This window comes from Castellaniella sp. GW247-6E4, assembly GCF_040276065.1.
In the GTDB taxonomy this organism is placed as follows: domain Bacteria; phylum Pseudomonadota; class Gammaproteobacteria; order Burkholderiales; family Burkholderiaceae_B; genus Castellaniella.
Map to the genome: position 1 here is coordinate 35,774 of NZ_JBELOI010000007.1, position 18,613 is coordinate 54,386.

The 18,613-nt window shown below is 66.8% G+C and carries 27 protein-coding genes; 12 read left to right on the forward strand and 15 right to left on the reverse strand.

Features of this window, described 5'->3' with window-relative positions; all coding sequences use genetic code 11:
* Positions 1-2 precede the first annotated feature (2 nt).
* The 12 genes from rpmD (at position 3) to dsbD (ending at position 8,053) form a co-directional block, all read left to right on the forward strand.
* Entirely contained in the window at positions 3-188 is a 186-nt protein-coding gene (gene rpmD / locus ABS761_RS09945; protein ID WP_269499966.1) for a 50S ribosomal protein L30, read from the forward strand.
* A gap of 12 nt (positions 189-200) precedes the next feature.
* Positions 201-641 carry a 50S ribosomal protein L15 gene (gene rplO / locus ABS761_RS09950; RefSeq protein ID WP_350408159.1) on the forward strand — a complete coding sequence of 147 codons (441 nt, stop codon included), beginning with the start codon at positions 201-203 and terminating at the stop codon, positions 639-641.
* 10 nt (positions 642-651) lie between these two features.
* Positions 652-1,974 (forward strand): preprotein translocase subunit SecY, encoded by a 1,323-nt coding sequence (gene secY, locus ABS761_RS09955; protein ID WP_350408160.1) that lies wholly within the window; start codon positions 652-654, stop codon positions 1,972-1,974.
* Positions 1,975-1,979: 5 nt separating this feature from the next.
* On the forward strand, positions 1,980-2,198 hold the full coding sequence (infA, locus tag ABS761_RS09960; RefSeq protein WP_165023363.1) for a translation initiation factor IF-1: 219 nt from the start codon (positions 1,980-1,982) through the stop codon (positions 2,196-2,198).
* Positions 2,199-2,228: 30 nt separating this feature from the next.
* Positions 2,229-2,342: a 50S ribosomal protein L36 gene (rpmJ, locus tag ABS761_RS09965; RefSeq protein ID WP_026349781.1), complete on the forward strand. Its 114-nt coding sequence runs from the start codon at positions 2,229-2,231 to the stop codon at positions 2,340-2,342.
* Positions 2,343-2,375: 33 nt separating this feature from the next.
* Entirely contained in the window at positions 2,376-2,741 is a 366-nt protein-coding gene (gene rpsM / locus ABS761_RS09970; protein WP_350408161.1) for a 30S ribosomal protein S13, read from the forward strand.
* Between the two features lie 15 nt (positions 2,742-2,756).
* Complete coding sequence (rpsK, locus tag ABS761_RS09975; protein WP_350408162.1) at positions 2,757-3,155, forward strand: 30S ribosomal protein S11; 399 nt, start codon at positions 2,757-2,759, stop codon at positions 3,153-3,155.
* Positions 3,156-3,165: 10 nt separating this feature from the next.
* Positions 3,166-3,789, forward strand: a complete 624-nt coding sequence (rpsD, locus tag ABS761_RS09980; protein WP_350408163.1) for a 30S ribosomal protein S4 — start codon at positions 3,166-3,168, stop codon at positions 3,787-3,789.
* Positions 3,790-3,929: 140 nt separating this feature from the next.
* Complete coding sequence (locus ABS761_RS09985; RefSeq protein WP_350408164.1) at positions 3,930-4,934, forward strand: DNA-directed RNA polymerase subunit alpha; 1,005 nt, start codon at positions 3,930-3,932, stop codon at positions 4,932-4,934.
* 124 nt (positions 4,935-5,058) lie between these two features.
* Positions 5,059-5,445, forward strand: coding sequence for a 50S ribosomal protein L17 (gene rplQ / locus ABS761_RS09990; protein ID WP_350408165.1), 387 nt, complete (start codon positions 5,059-5,061; stop codon positions 5,443-5,445).
* A 185-nt stretch (positions 5,446-5,630) separates the two neighbouring features.
* Positions 5,631-6,020 carry a divalent-cation tolerance protein CutA gene (gene cutA / locus ABS761_RS09995; RefSeq protein WP_350408166.1) on the forward strand — a complete coding sequence of 130 codons (390 nt, stop codon included), beginning with the start codon at positions 5,631-5,633 and terminating at the stop codon, positions 6,018-6,020.
* A 5-nt stretch (positions 6,021-6,025) separates the two neighbouring features.
* Complete coding sequence (gene dsbD, locus ABS761_RS10000; RefSeq protein ID WP_350408167.1) at positions 6,026-8,053, forward strand: protein-disulfide reductase DsbD; 2,028 nt, start codon at positions 6,026-6,028, stop codon at positions 8,051-8,053.
* A 2-nt stretch (positions 8,054-8,055) separates the two neighbouring features.
* On the opposite strand, the gene ABS761_RS10005 is transcribed toward dsbD, so the two are convergent.
* From ABS761_RS10005 to ABS761_RS10075, 15 genes are all read right to left on the reverse strand, one after another.
* The gene (locus ABS761_RS10005) at positions 8,056-9,102 is read right to left on the reverse strand and encodes a DUF4351 domain-containing protein (protein ID WP_350408168.1); all 1,047 of its coding nucleotides are present in this window, start codon (positions 9,100-9,102) and stop codon (positions 8,056-8,058) included.
* Positions 9,103-9,246: 144 nt separating this feature from the next.
* Complete coding sequence (tatC, locus tag ABS761_RS10010) at positions 9,247-10,062, reverse strand: twin-arginine translocase subunit TatC (protein ID WP_350408169.1); 816 nt, start codon at positions 10,060-10,062, stop codon at positions 9,247-9,249.
* On the reverse strand, positions 10,059-10,511 hold the full coding sequence (gene tatB / locus ABS761_RS10015) for a Sec-independent protein translocase protein TatB (protein ID WP_350408170.1): 453 nt from the start codon (positions 10,509-10,511) through the stop codon (positions 10,059-10,061). Before tatB ends, tatC begins: the two co-directional genes overlap by 4 nt.
* A 24-nt stretch (positions 10,512-10,535) precedes the next feature.
* Complete coding sequence (gene tatA / locus ABS761_RS10020; protein WP_350408171.1) at positions 10,536-10,760, reverse strand: Sec-independent protein translocase subunit TatA; 225 nt, start codon at positions 10,758-10,760, stop codon at positions 10,536-10,538.
* 8 nt (positions 10,761-10,768) lie between these two features.
* The gene (locus ABS761_RS10025) at positions 10,769-11,137 is read right to left on the reverse strand and encodes a histidine triad nucleotide-binding protein (protein ID WP_350408172.1); all 369 of its coding nucleotides are present in this window, start codon (positions 11,135-11,137) and stop codon (positions 10,769-10,771) included.
* 178 nt (positions 11,138-11,315) lie between these two features.
* Positions 11,316-11,666, reverse strand: a complete 351-nt coding sequence (locus tag ABS761_RS10030) for a phosphoribosyl-ATP diphosphatase (protein WP_350408173.1) — start codon at positions 11,664-11,666, stop codon at positions 11,316-11,318.
* A 19-nt stretch (positions 11,667-11,685) separates the two neighbouring features.
* Positions 11,686-12,102 carry a phosphoribosyl-AMP cyclohydrolase gene (gene hisI / locus ABS761_RS10035; RefSeq protein WP_350408174.1) on the reverse strand — a complete coding sequence of 139 codons (417 nt, stop codon included), beginning with the start codon at positions 12,100-12,102 and terminating at the stop codon, positions 11,686-11,688.
* Positions 12,103-12,131: 29 nt separating this feature from the next.
* The gene (gene hisF / locus ABS761_RS10040) at positions 12,132-12,950 is read right to left on the reverse strand and encodes an imidazole glycerol phosphate synthase subunit HisF (protein ID WP_350408175.1); all 819 of its coding nucleotides are present in this window, start codon (positions 12,948-12,950) and stop codon (positions 12,132-12,134) included.
* Positions 12,947-13,702, reverse strand: coding sequence for a 1-(5-phosphoribosyl)-5-[(5-phosphoribosylamino)methylideneamino]imidazole-4-carboxamide isomerase (gene hisA / locus ABS761_RS10045; protein WP_350408176.1), 756 nt, complete (start codon positions 13,700-13,702; stop codon positions 12,947-12,949). Before hisA ends, hisF begins: the two co-directional genes overlap by 4 nt.
* A gap of 64 nt (positions 13,703-13,766) precedes the next feature.
* On the reverse strand, positions 13,767-14,411 hold the full coding sequence (hisH, locus tag ABS761_RS10050; RefSeq protein WP_350408177.1) for an imidazole glycerol phosphate synthase subunit HisH: 645 nt from the start codon (positions 14,409-14,411) through the stop codon (positions 13,767-13,769).
* 19 nt (positions 14,412-14,430) lie between these two features.
* Positions 14,431-15,018, reverse strand: a complete 588-nt coding sequence (hisB, locus tag ABS761_RS10055; RefSeq protein ID WP_350408178.1) for an imidazoleglycerol-phosphate dehydratase HisB — start codon at positions 15,016-15,018, stop codon at positions 14,431-14,433.
* A 35-nt stretch (positions 15,019-15,053) separates the two neighbouring features.
* Positions 15,054-16,367, reverse strand: coding sequence for a histidinol dehydrogenase (hisD, locus tag ABS761_RS10060; protein ID WP_350408179.1), 1,314 nt, complete (start codon positions 16,365-16,367; stop codon positions 15,054-15,056).
* Positions 16,368-16,408: 41 nt separating this feature from the next.
* Complete coding sequence (gene hisG, locus ABS761_RS10065; protein WP_350408180.1) at positions 16,409-17,083, reverse strand: ATP phosphoribosyltransferase; 675 nt, start codon at positions 17,081-17,083, stop codon at positions 16,409-16,411.
* Between the two features lie 35 nt (positions 17,084-17,118).
* Entirely contained in the window at positions 17,119-18,372 is a 1,254-nt protein-coding gene (gene murA / locus ABS761_RS10070; RefSeq protein ID WP_350408181.1) for a UDP-N-acetylglucosamine 1-carboxyvinyltransferase, read from the reverse strand.
* Positions 18,365-18,613: a BolA family protein gene (locus ABS761_RS10075; RefSeq protein WP_350408182.1), complete on the reverse strand. Its 249-nt coding sequence runs from the start codon at positions 18,611-18,613 to the stop codon at positions 18,365-18,367. Before ABS761_RS10075 ends, murA begins: the two co-directional genes overlap by 8 nt.

Genomic DNA, 18,613 nt, shown 5'->3' on the forward strand with positions numbered 1-18,613 from the left:
TCATGGCTGAAAAGCAAATCAAGGTTACGCTCGTGCGCTCTGTCATCGGCACCCACAAGTCCCATCGCGCCACCGTGCGCGGTCTGGGCCTGGGCCGTGTGAACAGCAGCCGCGTACTGGTCGATACGCCCGAGGTGCGAGGGATGATCCGCAAGGTGGATTATCTGGTCACCGTCTCGGACGTCTGATAAGGAATCGAGATGTCTGTCACTCAACTGAACACGCTCAAGCCCGCCGAGGGCTCCAAGCGCGCCCGTCGCCGCTTGGGCCGCGGCATCGGCTCTGGACTGGGCAAGACCGGGGGCCGCGGCCACAAGGGCCAAAAGTCCCGCGCGGGCGGCTTTCACAAGGTTGGCTTCGAGGGCGGTCAGATGCCGCTGCAGCGTCGCCTGCCCAAGCGCGGCTTCACGCCGCTGGGGCGCCACCTGTACGCCGAGGTCCGCCTGTCTGATCTTCAGGCCCTGCCCGTCGACGAGATCGACGTCCAGGTCCTAAAGGCCGCCGGCGTGATCGGCGAGCTGGTGCGCTATGCCAAGGTCATCAAGACCGGCGAGCTCACCCGCAAGGTTTCCCTCAAGGGCATCACGGCCACGGCCGGCGCACGCGCCGTGATCGAGGCGGCCGGCGGCACGCTGGCGTAAAGGGGCGGCCGTGGCCAAAGCTCAGGCACAAAAGACCAGCGCGGGATACGGCGACCTCAAGCGCCGCATCCTGTTCCTCGTCCTCGCCCTGATCGTCTATCGCTTCGGGACGCACATCCCTGTGCCAGGCATCAATCCGGATGCGCTGGCGGACATGTTTCAGCAGAACTCAGGCGGGATCCTGGGCCTGTTCAACATGTTCTCGGGCGGTGCACTCGAGCGCTTCTCCGTGCTCGCGCTGGGGATCATGCCGTACATCTCGGCGGCCATCATCATGCAGCTCCTGGCTGTGGTGGTGCCCACGCTCGAGGCCATCAAGAAAGAAGGCCAGTCGGGCCAGCGCAAGATCACCCAGTACACTCGCTACGGCACCGTGTTCCTCGCGCTGTTTCAGGCCATCGGGATCTCGGTCGCCCTGGAATCCCAGCCCGGCCTGGTCATCGATCCGGGCATTCTGTTTCGCTTCGTCACCGTCGTCACCCTGGTGACCGGCGCCCTGTTCCTCATGTGGCTGGGCGAGCAGATCACCGAACGCGGCCTGGGCAATGGCATCTCGCTGCTGATCTTCGCCGGTATCGTGGCGGGTCTGCCCGGTGCGCTGGGCGGCATGCTCGACCTGGTGCGCACGGATTCGATGTCCATCCTCTCGGCCCTGTTCATCCTGGCCCTGGTGGTGGCGGTCACGTACTTCGTGGTCTACGTCGAGCGCGGCCAGCGTCGCATCACGGTGAACTACGCCAAGCGCCAGGTGGGCAACAAGCTCTACGGCGGACAGAGCTCGCACCTGCCGCTCAAGCTCAATATGTCGGGTGTGATCCCGCCGATCTTTGCGTCGTCGATCATCCTGCTGCCCGCGACCGTGACGAGCTGGTTCTCGAACAGTCCCAACATGCGGTGGCTGGGCGACCTGGCGGCGGCGCTCTCGCCCCAGCAGCCCTTGTACGTGACCCTGTATTCCGGGCTGATCATTTTCTTCTGCTTCTTCTACACGGCTCTGGTGTTCAACAGCCGCGAGACGGCCGACAACCTGAAAAAGAGCGGCGCGTTCGTCCCCGGGATCCGTCCCGGCGAGCAGACGGCCCGCTACATCGACAAGATCCTCATGCGCCTGACGCTGGCCGGCGCGGTCTATGTCACGCTGGTTTGTTTGCTGCCTGAGTTGATGCAGATGCGCTGGAACGTGCCGTTCTATTTCGGCGGCACGTCCCTGCTGATCATCGTCGTGGTCGCCATGGATTTCATGGCTCAGGCGCAAGCCTACATGATGTCCCAACAGTACGATTCGCTGCTCCGGAAAGCCAATTTCAAGGGTGCGGGTCTGCCCATGCGCTAGAGATCATGTCCAAGGACGACGTCATACAGATGCAAGGGGAAGTCCTCGAGAACCTTCCCAACGCAACGTTTCGTGTCAAGCTTGAAAACGGCCATGTGGTATTGGGCCATATTTCCGGCAAGATGCGCATGCATTACATCCGGATCCTGCCGGGTGACAAGGTCACGGTGGAGCTCACGCCCTATGACCTGTCGCGCGCCAGGATAGTTTTCCGCTCCAAATAAGCGGCCGGCTATAGAAACCAGGAGATCACCATGAAGGTAATGGCATCGGTAAAGCGGATCTGCCGCCACTGCAAGATCATCAAACGTCACGGCGTGGTGCGCGTCATCTGCACCGACCCGCGCCACAAGCAACGCCAAGGCTAAGGCCGGGCGTAACGGAATCAACAAGGAACAGTCATGGCCCGTATCGCTGGCATCAATATTCCGCCGCATCAGCACACCGAAATCGGCTTGACCGCCATTTTCGGGATCGGACGCACTCGTGCCCGCAAGATCTGCGACGCTTCCGGCATCGAGTACTTCAAGAAGGTCAAGGACCTGACCGATGCGGAACTCGAGCGTATCCGCGAGCAGGTCGGCGTGTTCACCGTCGAGGGTGACCTGCGCCGCGAGGTCCAGCTCTCCATCAAGCGACTGATCGACTTGGGCACCTATCGCGGCATGCGGCATAAACGCGGCCTGCCCGTTCGCGGTCAGCGCACGCGCACGAACGCGCGTACCCGCAAGGGTCCGCGTCGCGCCGCAGCGTCCCTGAAGAAATAATCGAGGAACCAGAACATGGCGAAAGCTCAGAGCGGCGCCGCGCGCGTCCGCAAAAAAGTCAAGAAGAGCGTTTCGGACGGCATTGCGCATGTCCACGCGTCCTTCAACAACACCATCATCACGATCACCGACCGCCAGGGCAACACCCTGTCGTGGGCGACGTCGGGCGGCGCGGGCTTCAAGGGCTCACGCAAGTCCACGCCGTTCGCTGCGCAGGTCGCCGCCGAGTCGGCCGGACGCCTCGCGCAGGAATACGGCATCAAGACGCTGGAAGTCCGCATCAAGGGCCCCGGACCGGGACGCGAATCCTCGGTGCGTGCCCTCAATGCCCTGGGGATCAAGATCTCCAGCATTTCGGACATCACGCCTGTGCCGCATAACGGCTGCCGTCCGCCCAAGCGTCGTCGTATCTAAGGGGATCACTGTGGCACGTTATATCGGACCTAAATGCAAGCTTTCGCGCCGCGAAGGCACCGACCTGTTCCTCAAGAGCGCCCGCCGCTCGCTGGACTCCAAGTGCAAGCTCGAATCCAAGCCCGGCCAGCATGGCCGCATCTCGGGTTCCCGCACCTCCGACTTCGGCTTGCAGCTTCGCGAAAAACAGAAGCTCAAGCGCATGTACGGCGTTCTGGAAAAACAGTTCCGCAAGTACTTCTCCGAGGCCGACCGCCGCCGCGGCAACACCGGCGAGACCTTGATCCAGCTGCTGGAATCACGCCTGGACAACGTCGTCTACCGCATGGGCTTCGGCTCGACGCGCGCCGAGGCTCGCCAGTTGGTGAACCACCGCGCCATCGAACTGAACGGCCGCACGGCCGACATCGCCTCGATGCTGGTCAAGGCCGGCGACGTGATCGCGGTGCGTGAAAAGGCCAAGGGCCAGTCCCGTATCAAAGAATCTCTGGACCTGGCGACCGGCAACGGTCTGCCTCAGTGGGTCGAGGTCGACGCGAACAAGCTCTCGGGCGTGTTCAAGCAGGTCCCGGATCGTCAGGACGTCGCCCGCGATGTCAACGAATCCATGGTCGTGGAACTTTATTCCCGTTGATCGGACGGCTTCGCGCATTTTCGCAGCCCACCGCGCCCCGGAAGGCGTGGTGGGCTGCGTGGTTGTCTTCACCGGCCTCGCCGGTCTTTCCATCAGCCTTATCGGTGTAACGAGCCGAGGGTATTGAAAAGGGAACACATATGTCTTCACAAGGTTTTCTCAAGCCGCGCAACATTGCCGTCGAGGCGTTGGGCCCCAATCACGCCAAGGTCGTCATGGAGCCCTTCGAGCGCGGCTACGGCCATACGCTGGGCAATGCCCTGCGCCGCATCCTGCTGTCCTCGATGACGGGCTATGCGCCCACCGAGGTGCAGATCACGGGAGTGGTGCACGAGTACTCCACGATCGCCGGCGTGCGCGAGGACGTGGTCGACATCCTGCTGAACCTCAAAGGCGTGGTGTTCAAGCTGCACAACCGCGACGAAGTCACCCTGCAACTGAACAAGCGCGGCCCCGGCCCCGTGCGCGCCAGCGACATCGAGCTGCCGCATGACGTCGAGGTCGTCAATCCGGACCATCTCATCGCCACGCTGACCGACGACGGCAAGCTCGAAATGCAGATCAAGGTCGAACAGGGCCGCGGCTATGTGCCCGGCAACGTCCGTGCCTTGGTCGACGACCGGTCCGCCACCATCGGCCAGATCGTGCTTGATGCCTCCTTCAGCCCGGTGCGCCGCGTCAGCTACGCGGTCGAGAACGCCCGCGTCGAGCAGCGCACCGACCTGGACAAGCTGGTCCTGGACGTCCAGACCAACGGCGTGATCTCGCCCGAGGAAGCCGTGCGCCAGTCGGCACGCATCCTGATGGACCAGATTTCCGTATTCGTCTCCTTGGCTGACAAGGACGCCGGTCAGGCATCCATGGGTGTTGGTCTGGGCCAGAGCGGCGGCGGTGCGCAGATCGATCCGGTGCTGCTGCGTCCGGTCGACGATCTCGAACTGACCGTGCGCTCGGCCAACTGCCTCAAGGCCGAGAACATCTACTACATTGGCGACCTGATCCAGCGCAGCGAGAACGAGCTGCTGAAGACGCCCAACCTGGGCCGCAAGTCGCTCAACGAGATCAAGGAAGTCCTGGCCGCGCGCGGCTTGACCCTGGGCATGAAGCTCGAGAACTGGCCGCCCGTCGGCCTCGAGCGCCCCTGATCCGATGATGCCCCGGCGCGGTCTTCGGGCAACGCCGGGAAACACCCTCCCGGACCGCGGCATCGCCGATAGAAGATCCGGATAACGCGGGATATCCCGCCCATAGATTCATAAGGAAACTGAAATGCGCCATCGTAGCGGCCTACGCAAGCTCAACCGTACCAGCAGCCACCGCCTCGCCATGTTCCGCAACATGGCCGTGTCCCTGCTGACCCACGAAGCCATCAAGACCACGCTGCCCAAGGCCAAGGAACTGCGCCGGGTGGTCGAACCCCTGATCACCCTGGGCAAGAACCCGACCCTGGCCAATCGTCGCCTGGCCTTTGCCCGCCTGCGCGACCGCGATGCCGTGACCAAGCTTTTCAGCGAGATCGGCCCGCGCTACCAGGCCCGCAACGGTGGCTACACCCGCGTGCTCAAGATGGGTTTCCGCCAAGGCGACAATGCTCCGATGGCCTATATGGAGCTGGTTGATCGTCCCGAGGTCGAGGCGCCCGCGGCGGCTGAATAATACCGTTCCGGCCCGTGGCTTTGCCGTCGTGGGCCAAGGACTCGGGGTTGAAAAGCACCCTGGCGCCGGACCTGGTTCCGCGCCAGGGTGTTTTTCATGGGCGCCGTGCGCGGCCGCCAGGCGGCCACACTCGGGTTTTCCCTCGCTCTAGTACAATAATCGTCAGATTGACAAGGGCTTGCGGTATGACGGACGATCGACACGGCGCACCGGATGCGGCGGAAAAGGCGGACTTGCGCACCCAGGGCGGCGGCGCGGCGGATACGGTGGTGGTGCTGAGCACTGCACCGGATGTCCTGCTGGCCAAGCGCATCGCGCACATCCTCGTTGAGGAGTCGCTGGCCGCCTGCGTGCATGTGGGTGCGCCCGGGGTGTCGATGTATCTCTGGCAGGGCAAGCTCGAGGGAGGCGAGGAAATCCCCCTGACCCTCAAGACCACGGCCGCGCGTCTGACCGCCCTGCATGATCGCCTGCGTGCGCTGCATCCCTACGAGGTACCCGAATTTCTAGTGCTGGACGTGCGTGCGGGCGCCGCGGATTATCTCGACTGGGTGGCCGGGATGACGATGCAATGAGGGCAATGCCGAACTCGAACCTCTCGCGTGCCTCCTGGACGGTGGGTGGCGGGCGCCGGATGCGCGCCTGGCGGCGTGCCTCGACGCTGCTGGCGGCGCTGCTGCTGGGCCTGTTGACGTTGCTCTCGGGTGGCCGTGCGCAGGCCGAGCCCGAATTTCTGGACCCGGCCGTTGCCTTCATGCCCTCGGCCGCGATGCACGATCCCCTCACCCTGGACGTGCATTACCGAGTTGCGCCCGCCTATTACATGTACCGCGAGCGCTTCGAGGTGCGCATCCAGGCCGCCGACGGCCGCTTGTTGATGTTCATGCCCTCGACGCTGACTGTGCCCGAGGACGTTGCGGCCGCCGGCACGCCGGCTTGGTCGGCGGGCCCACAGTTGCCTCGCGGCACCGTCAAGTACGATCCCACCTTCGATCGCGACATGGAGGTCTACCATGAGGGGGTGACCCTGCGGCTGCCCTTGCAGGCGGGTGCGGGCGCTCCATTGTCGGTCGAGATCACCGGACAGGGCTGCGCGGATGCCGGCCTGTGCTACCCACCCATGACTCAGAGCCTCGTTCTACAAGCGGCGGCTGGCGGATATCGCGTGGTGGGCGAGCGGGTGGTGGACCAGGTGCCGCCGCCGCGTGACGAGGGCGTGGCGAGCCTGGAAAGAGGCGCCGGTTCCACCGCCATCTCCGGCCGGGCGTCGGGCAGCGTGTTCGATCTGGGCGACACCGGCATGGCGGCCTGGCTCGCGCAGGCGGGCTTGGGCAGCATCCTGCTGTTCAGCCTGCTGTTTGGCGCCCTGCTGTCCTTCACCCCCTGCGTGCTGCCCATGGTGCCGATCCTGTTGGCCATGATCGCGGGTGCGGGCGAGGCGCCTTCGCGCCTGCGCGGCCTCGGACTGGCGGCCTGCTACGTTCTGGGCATGTCGCTGGTCTATACGGCGCTGGGCGTCGCGGCGGGCCTGCTGGGCGCCGGCCTGGCCGCCTGGCTGCAATCCCCCTGGGTACTGGGCACCTTCGCCGTGCTGCTCGCGCTGTTCGGGCTGGCGATGCTCGATGTCTTTACCCTGCAGGCGCCCGTCGGCCTGCAGTCGGCGCTGCAGGCGCGGGCGGCGCGCGTGCCGGGCGGTCATGCGGGTGGCGTGTTCCTCACGGGCATGGTCTCGGCCCTGATCGTCGGCCCCTGTGTTGCCGCCCCGTTGGCCGGCATCCTCTTGTTCATTTCCCAGACCGGCGACGTGGTGGTGGGCGGCGCGTCCCTGTTCGCCATGGCATGGGGCGAGGGGCTGCTGCTGCTGGCGGTGGGAGCGGGCGCGGGGGCGATGCTCCCGCGGGCGGGCACCTGGATGGCCCAGGTCAAGGCGGCCTTTGGCGTGCTGCTGCTGGCGACGGCCTGGTGGATGGCGCGGCCCCTGGTGCCCGGGGCGCTGTATATGGCCGGCTGGGCCCTGCTGGCCCTGTGGGCGGCTATGATGCTGTGGCGCGTGGGCCGGGGCGACGGCATGGGCCTGCGCCTCGCCGTCCGCGCCCTGGGGGCCCTGTTGGCCTTGTGGGCTGCCGCCCAGTTCGTGGGCCTGCTGGCTGGTGGGCGGGATATGCTGCGGCCTCTGGCGCCTTTCGCGGGGCAGGGTTTGGCTATCGGGGGCGCCGCGGTCGACCTCGAGGCCGTGCGTGCGCGTTTCACTCGCGTGGCATCGGCTGCCGATCTGGACGCCCGCCTGGCGGTGGTCGACCGGCCGGTGATGTTGGATTTCTATGCCGACTGGTGCGTGTCCTGCATCGAGATGGAGAAATTCACCTTCAGCGATCCCGAGGTCGCGCGCCGCATGTCCGGCATGCTGTTGCTGCAGGCCGACGTGACCCGCATGACGGCGCAGGACCGCGAGCTGCTGGCGCGTTTCGACCTGTTCGGACCGCCGGGGATTATTTTCTTTGATGCGCACGGCAATGTGCTGCCGGACGCCCGGGTGATTGGCTTCAAGAAAGCAGCCGATTTCGGCACCGTGCTGGATCGCGTGCTGGTGATAGCATCTGTTCGCTGAGATTAGGCGCCGAACACCTCGTCCAGAGTCGTGGCGTCTACGAAGTTCAGCGACCAGGTCTCGAGTTGTTCGGCAGTCGCCGCGCGGACGCGTTCGGTCGCAGTATCGGGGATGGCGCCGAACCGGCGGGCCAATAGCCGCAGCAGCAGTTCGGCCTGCCCTTCAACGCGTCCCCGCCGCAAACCAACCCGCTCAGGTGTCGTGATGTATGTCATTGCATGCTCCTGTTCCAGGGCTTCCAATGCCCGCATATAGTCTGGTTCCAGCGCCTCGGGCAGGGCGATCATCCAGTCGACCAGCCGGGCCAGGGCGTCGATGTCGCCGCGGGCGTATCCGTAGCCGGCCAGGCGGCGCATGAGGTCGACCTTGGGGTCAAGCCTTGCCGCCTTGCGGCGAAACCGCAGGGCGGTCAACTGCGCCATGACGACCACGGCAAACGGATTGGAGGGTGCCAGGGCCTCGAGGGCGTCCCAGCGGTCCAGCCATTGTGCCATGTGCACCACTGGAAAGGTGAACCGCACCCCCTGGCCGAGGAACTCGTCGTGGTGAACCAGGTGTGAATCGCCGCCGCGGCTGGCGGTGAGGATGCCCAGGCTGTAGAGGGCGTGATTGCCGGATCCGCCGTAGCGGTCCTCGAGGCGGTAGCGATACTGATACATGCGCCGGGCAAAGAGGCGCCTGGACTTGGGGCCGCTGGTGCCGCCCTGGACCTCGACGTGGATCAGCAGCCTGGCGAACCGGCCATCGCGGCAACGCACGAGGATGAGCTTGTCGGTGTAGAGGCGGCCGGGGCTGAGGGGGCCGGGAAGCGCTCGGAGGCGGCCCTGGTCGGGTGCCGGGTCCTGTCCGTCGGGCGACCCGGGCGCAAGCCGCCGAGGCCCGGCGAGGGCCTGTAATTCTTTATCCAGGAATTCGGGCGGGCGGGCCCAGTCGATGCTGGCATGCAGCGTCGGGGCGAACAGGGCCAGGCACTGGGGCAGGAAGACCTCGAGCGCCTCTTTCCAGGGGCTGTCGTGATCGTCGGCCCTGCCGGCGGTATCGTGGCCCATGGGGGCGCCCTCGCATGAATGGGGAGTGCCCATCATGGCCGAGGACGCTATTCAAAAGGCGCCGAAACGGATCCAATGATCACTGTGGGAAATACGCCAGGTGGTCGTGGTGCCGTTGCTGGTTTGCGGGTATTGTGTGGTGCGTCAGGAATCCGCCGGATCGTCCGTCACCCGGGCCGGCACGTCCTCTGGGGATTCGGTGGCGTCTTGCGTCTGCGCGGCTTTCTTGCGCTCGAGCGCGGCAGCCACCAGGACGCCCACCTCATAGAGCAGGCACAAGGGCGCGGCGAGCAGGACCTGGCTGAGGACGTCCGGCGGCGTGACCACCGCCGCGACCACGAAGGCGCCGACAATGACATAGCCCCGGATCTCGCGCAGCTTGCGGACGGTGACGACCCCGGTCTTGACCAGCAGGATCACCGCGATCGGGACCTCGAAAGTGACACCGAAGGCGATGAACATCGTCAGCACGAAACCGACGTAGGCCTCGATGTCGGGGGCTGGAGTGATCGACTGCGGCGCGAAATTCGCGATGAAGCTGAACACCGTGTGGAACACCACGAAATAACAGAAGGCCATGCCCAGCAGGAACAGCAGCGTGCTGGACAGGATCAGCGGCAGGGCCAGGCGCTGCTCGTGGCGGTACAGGCCCGGGGCGACGAAGGCCCAGGCCTGGTACAGGACCACGGGCAGGGCGAGCACGAAGGCCGCCAGCAGCGTGACCTTGATCGGCACCATGAAGGGTGTGATCACGCCGGTGGCGATCATCCGTGTGCCCTGCGGCAGGGACGCCAGCATGGGCTGGGCCAGCACGTCGTAGATCGCCGAGGGACCGGGAAAGATGAACAGCACGACGAACACGCCCAGCACCGCCATGACGGCGCGCAGCAGGCGTGTGCGCAACTCGACCAGATGCGAGATGAAAGTGTCCTGGGAAGATTCGTCGCTGGCGTCGCTCATGCCTGTTTTTCACTGCTGGGGACCGTGTGGGTGGCGGTCTGTGGCGCCGCCGGCGCCTCGGGCGCCGGGAGGGGGGTGGCCGCCGCATCCGCCGGCGCGTCGCCGGACGCGGCCGGCGGCGGCGCGGGTGCGAGCGCCTCGCGGGCCTCGTCCAGGGCCTGGCGCAGGTGGTCCGTGGGCTCGGTGACGGCGGCCTTGAGATCGCTCACCGAGCTCTGCATCGACGATTCCACCGAGCGTGCGGCATCCTGCATCTGGTTCTTGATATCGCCGATTTCCTTGAGATCGATCTCGCGTTCGATGTCGGACTTGACCTCGTTGACGTAGCGCTGGGCCCGGCCCAGCAGGTGGCCGACCGTGCGCGCGACCTTGGGCAGGCGTTCGGGACCGATCACGATCAGCGCAATCACGCCGATCAGCATCAGCTCGCTGAAACTGACATCGAACATGGTGGATCCGGACGATGGACGCTTTTAGGCGTCCGTCTTTTCCTTGGCCTGCACGTCGATCGTGGAGGAATCCTGGACCTGCTGGGTGACCGAGGGCTTGGCCTCGTCCTTGGCTTCGTTCATGCCTTTCTTGAAGCCCTTGACCGCGCCGCCGAGGTCCTCGCCGATATTGCGCAGCTTTTTGGTGCCGAATATCAGCGCCACGATCACCAGAACGATCAGCCAGTGCCAAATGCTGAAACTACCCATGATTGCTCCTAGGCGGCTGGTGCCGCGCGTTTGTCCCAGGGGCGCGCGCCCCCGAGGATGTGGAAATGCAGGTGGGCGATTTCCTGCCCACCCTCGATACCAGTGTTGGCCACCAGCCGGAAACCGCCTTCGGGACCGGGATTGCAGCCGTTATCGTAGGCGATTCGTGGGGCGAGGCGCATCATGCGGCCCAGCCAGTCGACGTCCCCCGCCTGGACCGCCGCGAGCGATTCGATGTGATGCTTGGGCACCAGCAGCAAGTGCACCGGCGCGGCCGGGTTGATGTCCTTGAAGGCCATGAACTCGTCGTCCTCGTAGACGATGGACGATGGAATCTGATGCTGGGTGATCTTGCAAAACAGGCAGTCGTGACTCATAGGGACTCGAACGAATATCGGAGGGCCTGATGGACCCGTACAACACACTATGTTGCCACATTTCATGGCCTCGCTGTGGCGTGCGGCCCTGTTTTTGGCCCGTGTCGGGGTATGCCCCGATGGGGCGCGGGGGGCTGCCGGGCCTGTCCGATGCGCGGCGCGGGCCGGTCGGGGCGCGCTAGGTGGGTTTTCTCGAGGCCTTTTCCTCGAGGCCGGACAGGCCCTCGCGGCGGGCCAGCTCGCCCAGCACGGCCTCGGGACGCAGCCCGTGGTAGGTGAGCGCGACGAGGCAGTGATACCAGAGATCGGCGGTTTCGGACACGATCCGTTCGGGGACGCCGTCCTTGGAGGCCATGACGAGTTCAGTGGCCTCCTCGCCGATTTTTTTGAGGAAGGCATCCGGCCCCTTGGCCAGCAGCCGGGCTGTGTACGAGGTGGCTGGGTCGCCGCCCCGGGCGGGCAGGCGGGCGGCCAGGGTGTCGGCCAGGCGGGCCAGCACGTCCTCGGTAGAGTCCTTGGAATGGGTCATGCGTGTGTACCGATTGGATTCAGGTGGCGTCGGGTTTGCCGTAGATCTCGTCCGGGTCCTTGAGGACCGGGTCCTCGACGACCCAGGCGGACTCCGGGGCCGTGGTGTCGAGGCGGCGGTAGAAGCAGCGCTCGCGGCCCGTGTGGCATGCGATGCCGCCGTGCTGGGTGACGCGCAGCAGGATGACATCGCCATCGCAGTCCAAGCGCATGTCGTGGACCGTCTGGATGTGGCCCGAGTCCTCGCCCTTGCGCCACAGGCGCCGGCGCGAGCGCGAGAAATAGACGGCCCGTCCGCTGCGGGCGGTCTCGGCGACCGCCTCGGCGTTCATCCAGGCCATCATCAACACCTTGCCGGTGTGTGCGTCCTGCGCGATCGCGGGGATCAGGCCGTCGCGGTCGAAGGCGAGCGCATCGAGCCACGCGGGGGTGCGCATGGGGTTTGCCTCGGGGGGCGCGGCGTGGTTCACGTGCGGACCTTGATGCCTTGCGCGGCCATGAAGGCCTTGGCCTCGGCCAGGGTGTGCTGGCCGAAATGGAAGATGCTGGCGGCCAGCACCGCGCTGGCGTGGCCGATCTTGACGCCGTCGACCAGGTGCTGCAGGGTGCCCACGCCGCCCGAGGCGATCACCGGAATGGGGACCGCATCAGCGACGGCGCGTGTCAATTCCAGGTCGAAGCCGGACTTGGTGCCGTCGCGGTCCATGCTGGTCAGCAGCAGTTCACCGGCGCCGTAGCCGGCCATGCGTTGCGCCCACTCGATGGCGTCCAGGCCCGTGGCCTTGCGGCCGCCATGGGTGTAGATCTCCCAGCGCGGCGCCTCGCCAGGGTTCGAGACGCGGCGGGCATCCAGGGCCACCACGATGCATTGTGAGCCATGGTGGCGGGCGGCCTCGCCCACCAGCTCGGGGCGGGCCACCGCGGCGCTGTTGATGGAGACCTTGTCGGCACCCGCGTCGAGCAGGCGTTGCACGTCGGAGACCTCGCGCACGCCGCCGCCCACGGTCAGGGGGATGAAGACCTGGCGCGCCACCGCCTCGATGATCGGCAGGATCAGGTCGCGCGCGTCGCTGGTGGCGGTAATGTCCAGAAAGGTGAGCTCGTCGGCGCCCTGCTCATCGTAGCGGCGGGCGATCTCGACCGGGTCGCCGGCATCGGCCAGATTGACGAAGTTCACGCCCTTGACCACCCGACCGGCATTGACGTCCAGGCAGGGGATGATCCGGCAGGCGAGCTCGGTGTCGTGGTCGGCACCCGGCGGCGTGCGCGGTGTGTCGCTCGTCATGTCGAAGCATCCTCGGCGCCCGCCGCGTCGGCCAGGGTTTGCGCCGTGGCGAAGTCCAGGGTGCCTTCGTAGAGGCTGCGGCCCAGGATGGCGCCCTCGACGCCGTCTTCCTCGACGGCGCACAGGGCGCGGATGTCGTCCAGTGTGGCCACGCCGCCCGACGCGATCACCGGGATGCGTACATGACGCGCCAGGCGCACCGTGGCCTCGATGTTGACCCCGCTCAGCATGCCGTCGCGCCCGATGTCGGTGTAGATGATGGATTCGCAGCCATAGTCCTCGAACTTGCGCGCGAGGTCGAAGACATCGTGGCGGGTGAGCTTGGACCAGCCGTCGGTCGCGACCTTGCCGTCGCGCGCGTCCAGGCCGACGATGATGTGGCCGGGGAAGGCGCTGCAGGCGTCGCTGAGGAATCCGGGGTCCTTGACGGCGGCGGTGCCGATGATGACGTATGACACGCCGTTGTCCAGGTAGTACTCGACCGTGTCCAGGTCGCGGATGCCGCCGCCGATCTGGATCGGGATCTCCTCGTCGATGGCGGCGACGATGGACTCGATGGCCGCGCGGTTCCGGGGCTTGCCGGCGACCGCGCCGTTCAGGTCCACCAAGTGTAGGCGGCGTGCGCCCTGGTCGAGCCACTGCGTGGCCATGGCCGCAGGGTCTTCGGAGAACACGGTGACATCGTCCAGGTCGCCTTGGCGCAGGCGCACGCAGCGCCCGTCTTTGAGATCAATGGCGGGAATGAGGAGCATGGTGGTCCGTCGTCTTCAGTGCAAGGAGGTGAAAGGGTGTCATCACAATAAGTGCGGCGCGGTTTCAGGGCCGCCAACGGGCAAAATTGCGGTACATCCGCAGGCCTGGCTCCGCGCTCTTCTCTGGGTGGAACTGTACGGCAAAAATATTGCCCGCGGCAATCGCACAGCAGAATTCCGTGCCGTGGCGGCTGGTGCCCGCCACTAGCGCGGGGTCCTCGGGCACAGCATAGTAACTATGCACGAAATAGAACGGCGTGTCCTGGGCGATACCCTCCCAGAGCGGATGGGCGCGCGTCTGGCGGACCGGGTTCCAGCCCATGTGGGGAATTTTGAGGCGCGCCGCGCCCGCCTCGGCGGCCTCGAAGGCCGGTCCGGCAAACCGCCGCACCGTCCCCGGGAAAATGTCGAGGCTGGGGGTGTCGCCCTCATCGCTGCGCGTGAACAACATCTGTTCGCCGACGCACACGCCCAGCAGGGGTTTGTCGCGCGCGGCCCGCAGCACGGCTTCGCGCAGGCCCGATGCGTCCAGCGTGCGCATGCAGTCGGGCATGGCGCCCTGTCCCGGGAACACCACGCGCTCGGCCGTGTCGATGACGCGGGTGTCGCTGGCGATGCGGATGTCGTGCTCCGGGGCGGCCGCCTGCAGGGCGCGTGCGACGGAATGGAAGTTGCCCATCCCGTAATCGACGATGGCAATGGTGTTCACGAGAGTCGTCGCGAAGGGTTCAGAGGGAGCCTTTGGTCGAGGGGATGGCGCCGCCGCTGCGGGGATCGACCTCGACGGCCGCGCGCAGCGCGCGGCCGAAGGCCTTGAACACGGTCTCGCACTGGTGGTGCGCGTTGTCGCCGCGCAGATTGTCGATGTGCACGGTGGCCTGGGCGTGGTTGACGAAGCCCTGGAAGAATTCCCGTGCGAGATCGACATCGAAGGTGCCGATCCGCGCCCGGGTGTAGGGCACGAAATAGTGCAGCCCGGGCCGCCCGGACAGATCGATCACTACGCGCGTCAGTGCCTCGTCCAAGGGCACGTACGAGTGGCCGTAGCGGCGCAGGCCGGCTTTGTCGCCCACGGCCGCGGCAAAGGCCTGGCCCAGGGTGATGCCGACGTCCTCGACTGTGTGATGGTCGTCGATGTGGGTGTCCCCGTCGCAATGGATGTCCAGGTCGAACAGGCCGTGGCGGGCGATCTGATCGAGCATGTGGTCCAGGAAGGGCACGCCGGTTTCGAGCGTGCGTCGGCCCGTACCATCGAGGTTCAGGACGACGTGGATGCGGGTTTCGTTGGTGTTGCGATGGATGTCTGCGGTGCGCATGGTGCTTCCGTAGGCGAGGGTCGGAGGGGGAGCCGCTAGGATTGGTCGGCGGATTCCAGGCGCAGCCCGGCGCTGGCGGCGTGTGCGTGCAGCCCCTCGCCGGTGGCCAGCGTCGCGGCGATCCGTCCCAGAGTCTGGGCGCCGGCGCGCGATACCTGGATCAGGCTGCTGCGCTTTTGGAAATCATACACGCCTAGCGGCGACGAAAAGCGCGCGGTGCGCGCCGTGGGCAGCACGTGGTTCGGGCCTGCGCAGTAGTCGCCCAGGGATTCCGAACTGTAGGCACCCAGGAAAATGGCGCCGGCATGGCGGATCAAGGGCAGCAGGGCCTGGGGGTCGCGGGTCGAGACCTCGAGGTGCTCGGGCGCGATGTGGTTGGCGATCCGGCAGGCGTGGGCCAGGTCCTCGACGCGGATCAGCGCGCCGCGCCCGCCCAGGCTGGCGCGCAGGATGCCGGCGCGCGGCTGCGTGGGCAGCAGGCGGGCGATGGCCGCCTCGACGGCGTCCAGGTAGTCCGCGTCGGGGCTCAGCAGGATCGCCTGGGCCAGCTCGTCGTGCTCGGCCTGCGAGAACAAGTCCATGGCGATCCAGTCGGCCGGCGTGCTGCCATCGGCGATGATGAGGATCTCGGAGGGGCCCGCGATCATGTCGATGCCCACCGTGCCGAACACGCGGCGTTTGGCGGCGGCCACGTACGCGTTGCCCGGCCCGACGATCTTGTCGACCGCGATGAGGGTCTCGGTGCCGTAGGCCAGGCCGCCCACGGCCTGCGCGCCGCCGATGGCAAATGCGCGGTCGACCCCGCCGAGGGCCGCGGCGGCCAGCACCATGGGGTTGCGCACGCCGCCCGGGGTGGGCGTGACCATGACGACCTCGGGCACGCCGGCGACCTTGGCCGGGATGGCGTTCATCAGCACCGACGAGGGATAGGCGGCCTTGCCGCCGGGCACGTACAGGCCCACGCGATCCAGCGGCGTGATCTGTTGGCCCAGCATCGTGCCGTCCGGCTCGGTGTAGGTCCACGTTTCGGCGCGCTGGCGCAGGTGGTAGGCGCGCACGCGCTCGGCGGCGGCCTCGAGTGCGGCGCGCTGGTCCGCCGGCAGGGATTCCAGCGCCGACTGCCAGTCGGCGCGCGGGATTTCGAGCGCTTCGACCGAGTCGGCCTCGACCCGGTCGAAGCGCCGCGTGTAGTCCAGGACGGCCGCGTCGCCCCGGGTCTGCACGTCGTGCAGAATTGCGCGCACGGCCTCCTCGATCGCCCCGTCCTGGGACGCCTCGTAGGCGAGCAGCCGGGCGAGGGCCGCATCGAAGTCGTGGGAACGGGCGTCTAGGCGCTGGATCAGTGGCATGGCGGAAAACGACGGCGTAAAGAATGTATGTTAGCGCGCATTCAGTCCATATCGGCGGAGGCGCGCGCAAAGGCATCGAGGAAGGGCTGCATCCGCGCGCCGCGCATCTTGAGCGAGGCCTGGTTAACGATCAGGCGCGAGGAGATTTCGCGGATCTCCTCGACCTCGACCAGGCGGTTCGCGCGCAGCGTGCCGCCCGTGGAGACCAGGTCGACGATGGCATCGGCCAGGCCGACCAGCGGGGCGAGCTCCATCGAGCCGTAGAGCTTGATGATGTCCACGTGCACCCCCTTGGCGGCAAAGTGCTCGCGCGCGGCGCGCACGTATTTTGTGGCGATGCGCAGGCGTGAGCCCTGGTGCACGGCGGCCTGGTAGTCAAAGCCCTCGGGCGCGGCCACGCAGAGGCGGCAGCGGGCGATGTTCAAGTCGATGGGCTGGTACAGGTTGCCGGGGTGCTGGGCCATGTGCTCGTGCAGCACATCCTTGCCGGCGATGCCGAAGTCGGCCGCGCCGTACTGCACGTAGGTCGGCACGTCCGAGGCGCGCACGATGATGATCCGCAGCTCGGGTGAGTCCGTGGGCAGGATCAGCTTGCGCGAGGTCTCGGGATTCTCGGGCACGCCGACGCCGGCCGCGGCCAGCAGGGGCATGGTTTCGTCGAAGATGCGGCCCTTGGAGAGGGCGAGCGTCAGAGGGGGGTCTTGGCTGATGCTCATGCCTGCGCGCTTCCTTGCGTGATGTCGTTGTCGGGCTAGCGGATCCGCTGGATGCGGGCGCCCAGGGCCTGGAGCTTGGCCTCCATGCGCTCGTAGCCTCGATCCAGGTGGTAGATGCGCTCGACGGTGGTTTGGCCGCGCGCGGCGAGCCCGGCGATGACCAGGCTCGCGGAGGCGCGCAGGTCGGTGGCCATGACGGTGGCGCCCGAGAGCTCAGGCACGCCGGTGACCACCGCAGTGTGGCCGTCGATGTCGATGTCCGCTCCCATGCGGCACAGCTCCTGCACGTGCATGTAGCGGTTCTCGAAGATGTTCTCGGTGATCACCGCCGTGCCCTCGGCCAGGGTGTTCAGGGCCATCACCTGAGCTTGCATGTCGGTCGGGAATCCCGGGTACTCGCTGGTGCGAAAGCTCGTCGCGCGCGGGCGGCCGTCCATCGAGGCGCGAATCCAGTCCTCGCCGCATTCGATGGCCAGGCCCGCGTCGGCGAGCTTGTCGAGGATGGCGCCCATGGTGCGGGGCGCCACGTCGCGCAGCGTCACCCGGCCGCCGGCCGCCGCCACCGCGCACAGGAAGGTGCCGGCCTCGATGCGATCGGGCACGATGCGGTGGGTGGCGCCATGCAGCGAGTCGACGCCTTCGATCACGATGCGGTCGGTGCCGTGGCCCTCGATGCGGGCGCCCATGGCGATCAGCACCTCGGCCAGGTCCACGACCTCGGGCTCGCAGGCGGCGTTCTCGAGGACGGTGCGACCCTCGGCCAGGGCGGCGGCCATCATGAGATTTTCAGTGCCCGTGACCGTCACCATATCGGTCAGGATCGAGGCGCCGCGCAGGCGTTCGGCCTGCGCCACGACGAAACCGTGCTCGATGCGGATGCGCGCGCCCATGGCCGCCAGGCCCTTGATGTGCTGGTCGACGGGGCGCTGGCCGATGGCGCAGCCCCCCGGCAGGCTGACGCGCGCCTGGCCAAAGCGCGCCAGCAGCGGCCCCAGCACGAGGATCGAGGCGCGCATGGTCTTGACCAACTCGTAGGGGGCCTCCTGGCTGTGGATCCGGTCGGCGCGCAGCCGCACCCGGCCACCGGTCTCGCGTTCGGCGTGCATGCCCATGCGCTGCAGCAGGGCCAGTGTCGTGCCGATGTCACGCAGATCGGGGACGTTGTCCAGAGCGAGGGTGTCCGCCGTCAGCAGACCGGCGCACAGGATCGGCAGCGCCGCGTTCTTGGCGCCCGAGATCGTGATCTCGCCCTCGAGTGCGACGCCGCCCTCGATGTGCAGTTTATCCATTCAGCGAGGTCTCGTATTCGGCCGGCGTCATGGTGCGCATCGACAGGGCGTGAATCTCGGCCTTCATGCGGTCGCCCAGCGCGCGGTAGACCGCTTGGTGGCGCGCCAGCGTGCGCAAGCCCTCGAAGGCGCTGCTGACGATCAGGGCCTCGAAGTGTGCGCCATCCCCGTAGACTTCGAGGTGGTGGCAGTCGAGGTTGTCGGCGATGTACTGGCGGACGTGCTCAGGGGTGGGTGACAT

Excerpts from the sequence above, each read along its gene's own strand:
- cutA (WP_350408166.1), top strand. The coding sequence starts at position 5,631 with ATGACGGACGATCGACACGGCGCACCGGATGCGGCGGAAAAGGCGGAC.
- ABS761_RS10005 (WP_350408168.1), bottom strand. The coding sequence starts at position 9,102 with ATGGGCCACGATACCGCCGGCAGGGCCGACGATCACGACAGCCCCTGG.
- tatB (WP_350408170.1), bottom strand. The coding sequence starts at position 10,511 with ATGTTCGATGTCAGTTTCAGCGAGCTGATGCTGATCGGCGTGATTGCG.
- rpsK (WP_350408162.1), top strand. The coding sequence starts at position 2,757 with ATGGCGAAAGCTCAGAGCGGCGCCGCGCGCGTCCGCAAAAAAGTCAAG.
- rplO (WP_350408159.1), top strand. The coding sequence starts at position 201 with ATGTCTGTCACTCAACTGAACACGCTCAAGCCCGCCGAGGGCTCCAAG.
- rpmJ (WP_026349781.1), top strand. The coding sequence starts at position 2,229 with ATGAAGGTAATGGCATCGGTAAAGCGGATCTGCCGCCACTGCAAGATC.
- tatA (WP_350408171.1), bottom strand. The coding sequence starts at position 10,760 with ATGGGTAGTTTCAGCATTTGGCACTGGCTGATCGTTCTGGTGATCGTG.
- hisG (WP_350408180.1), bottom strand. The coding sequence starts at position 17,083 with ATGAGCATCAGCCAAGACCCCCCTCTGACGCTCGCCCTCTCCAAGGGC.
- rplQ (WP_350408165.1), top strand. The coding sequence starts at position 5,059 with ATGCGCCATCGTAGCGGCCTACGCAAGCTCAACCGTACCAGCAGCCAC.
- tatC (WP_350408169.1), bottom strand. The coding sequence starts at position 10,062 with ATGAGCGACGCCAGCGACGAATCTTCCCAGGACACTTTCATCTCGCAT.
- ABS761_RS10075 (WP_350408182.1), bottom strand. The coding sequence starts at position 18,613 with ATGTCACCCACCCCTGAGCACGTCCGCCAGTACATCGCCGACAACCTC.
- murA (WP_350408181.1), bottom strand. The coding sequence starts at position 18,372 with ATGGATAAACTGCACATCGAGGGCGGCGTCGCACTCGAGGGCGAGATC.
- dsbD (WP_350408167.1), top strand. The coding sequence starts at position 6,026 with ATGCCGAACTCGAACCTCTCGCGTGCCTCCTGGACGGTGGGTGGCGGG.
- hisI (WP_350408174.1), bottom strand. The coding sequence starts at position 12,102 with ATGCGCACCCCCGCGTGGCTCGATGCGCTCGCCTTCGACCGCGACGGC.
- hisA (WP_350408176.1), bottom strand. The coding sequence starts at position 13,702 with ATGCTCCTCATTCCCGCCATTGATCTCAAAGACGGGCGCTGCGTGCGC.
- rpsM (WP_350408161.1), top strand. The coding sequence starts at position 2,376 with ATGGCCCGTATCGCTGGCATCAATATTCCGCCGCATCAGCACACCGAA.
- infA (WP_165023363.1), top strand. The coding sequence starts at position 1,980 with ATGTCCAAGGACGACGTCATACAGATGCAAGGGGAAGTCCTCGAGAAC.
- hisB (WP_350408178.1), bottom strand. The coding sequence starts at position 15,018 with ATGCGCACCGCAGACATCCATCGCAACACCAACGAAACCCGCATCCAC.
- ABS761_RS10025 (WP_350408172.1), bottom strand. The coding sequence starts at position 11,137 with ATGAGTCACGACTGCCTGTTTTGCAAGATCACCCAGCATCAGATTCCA.
- rpmD (WP_269499966.1), top strand. The coding sequence starts at position 3 with ATGGCTGAAAAGCAAATCAAGGTTACGCTCGTGCGCTCTGTCATCGGC.
- ABS761_RS10030 (WP_350408173.1), bottom strand. The coding sequence starts at position 11,666 with ATGACCCATTCCAAGGACTCTACCGAGGACGTGCTGGCCCGCCTGGCC.
- hisF (WP_350408175.1), bottom strand. The coding sequence starts at position 12,950 with ATGACGAGCGACACACCGCGCACGCCGCCGGGTGCCGACCACGACACC.
- hisD (WP_350408179.1), bottom strand. The coding sequence starts at position 16,367 with ATGCCACTGATCCAGCGCCTAGACGCCCGTTCCCACGACTTCGATGCG.
- ABS761_RS09985 (WP_350408164.1), top strand. The coding sequence starts at position 3,930 with ATGTCTTCACAAGGTTTTCTCAAGCCGCGCAACATTGCCGTCGAGGCG.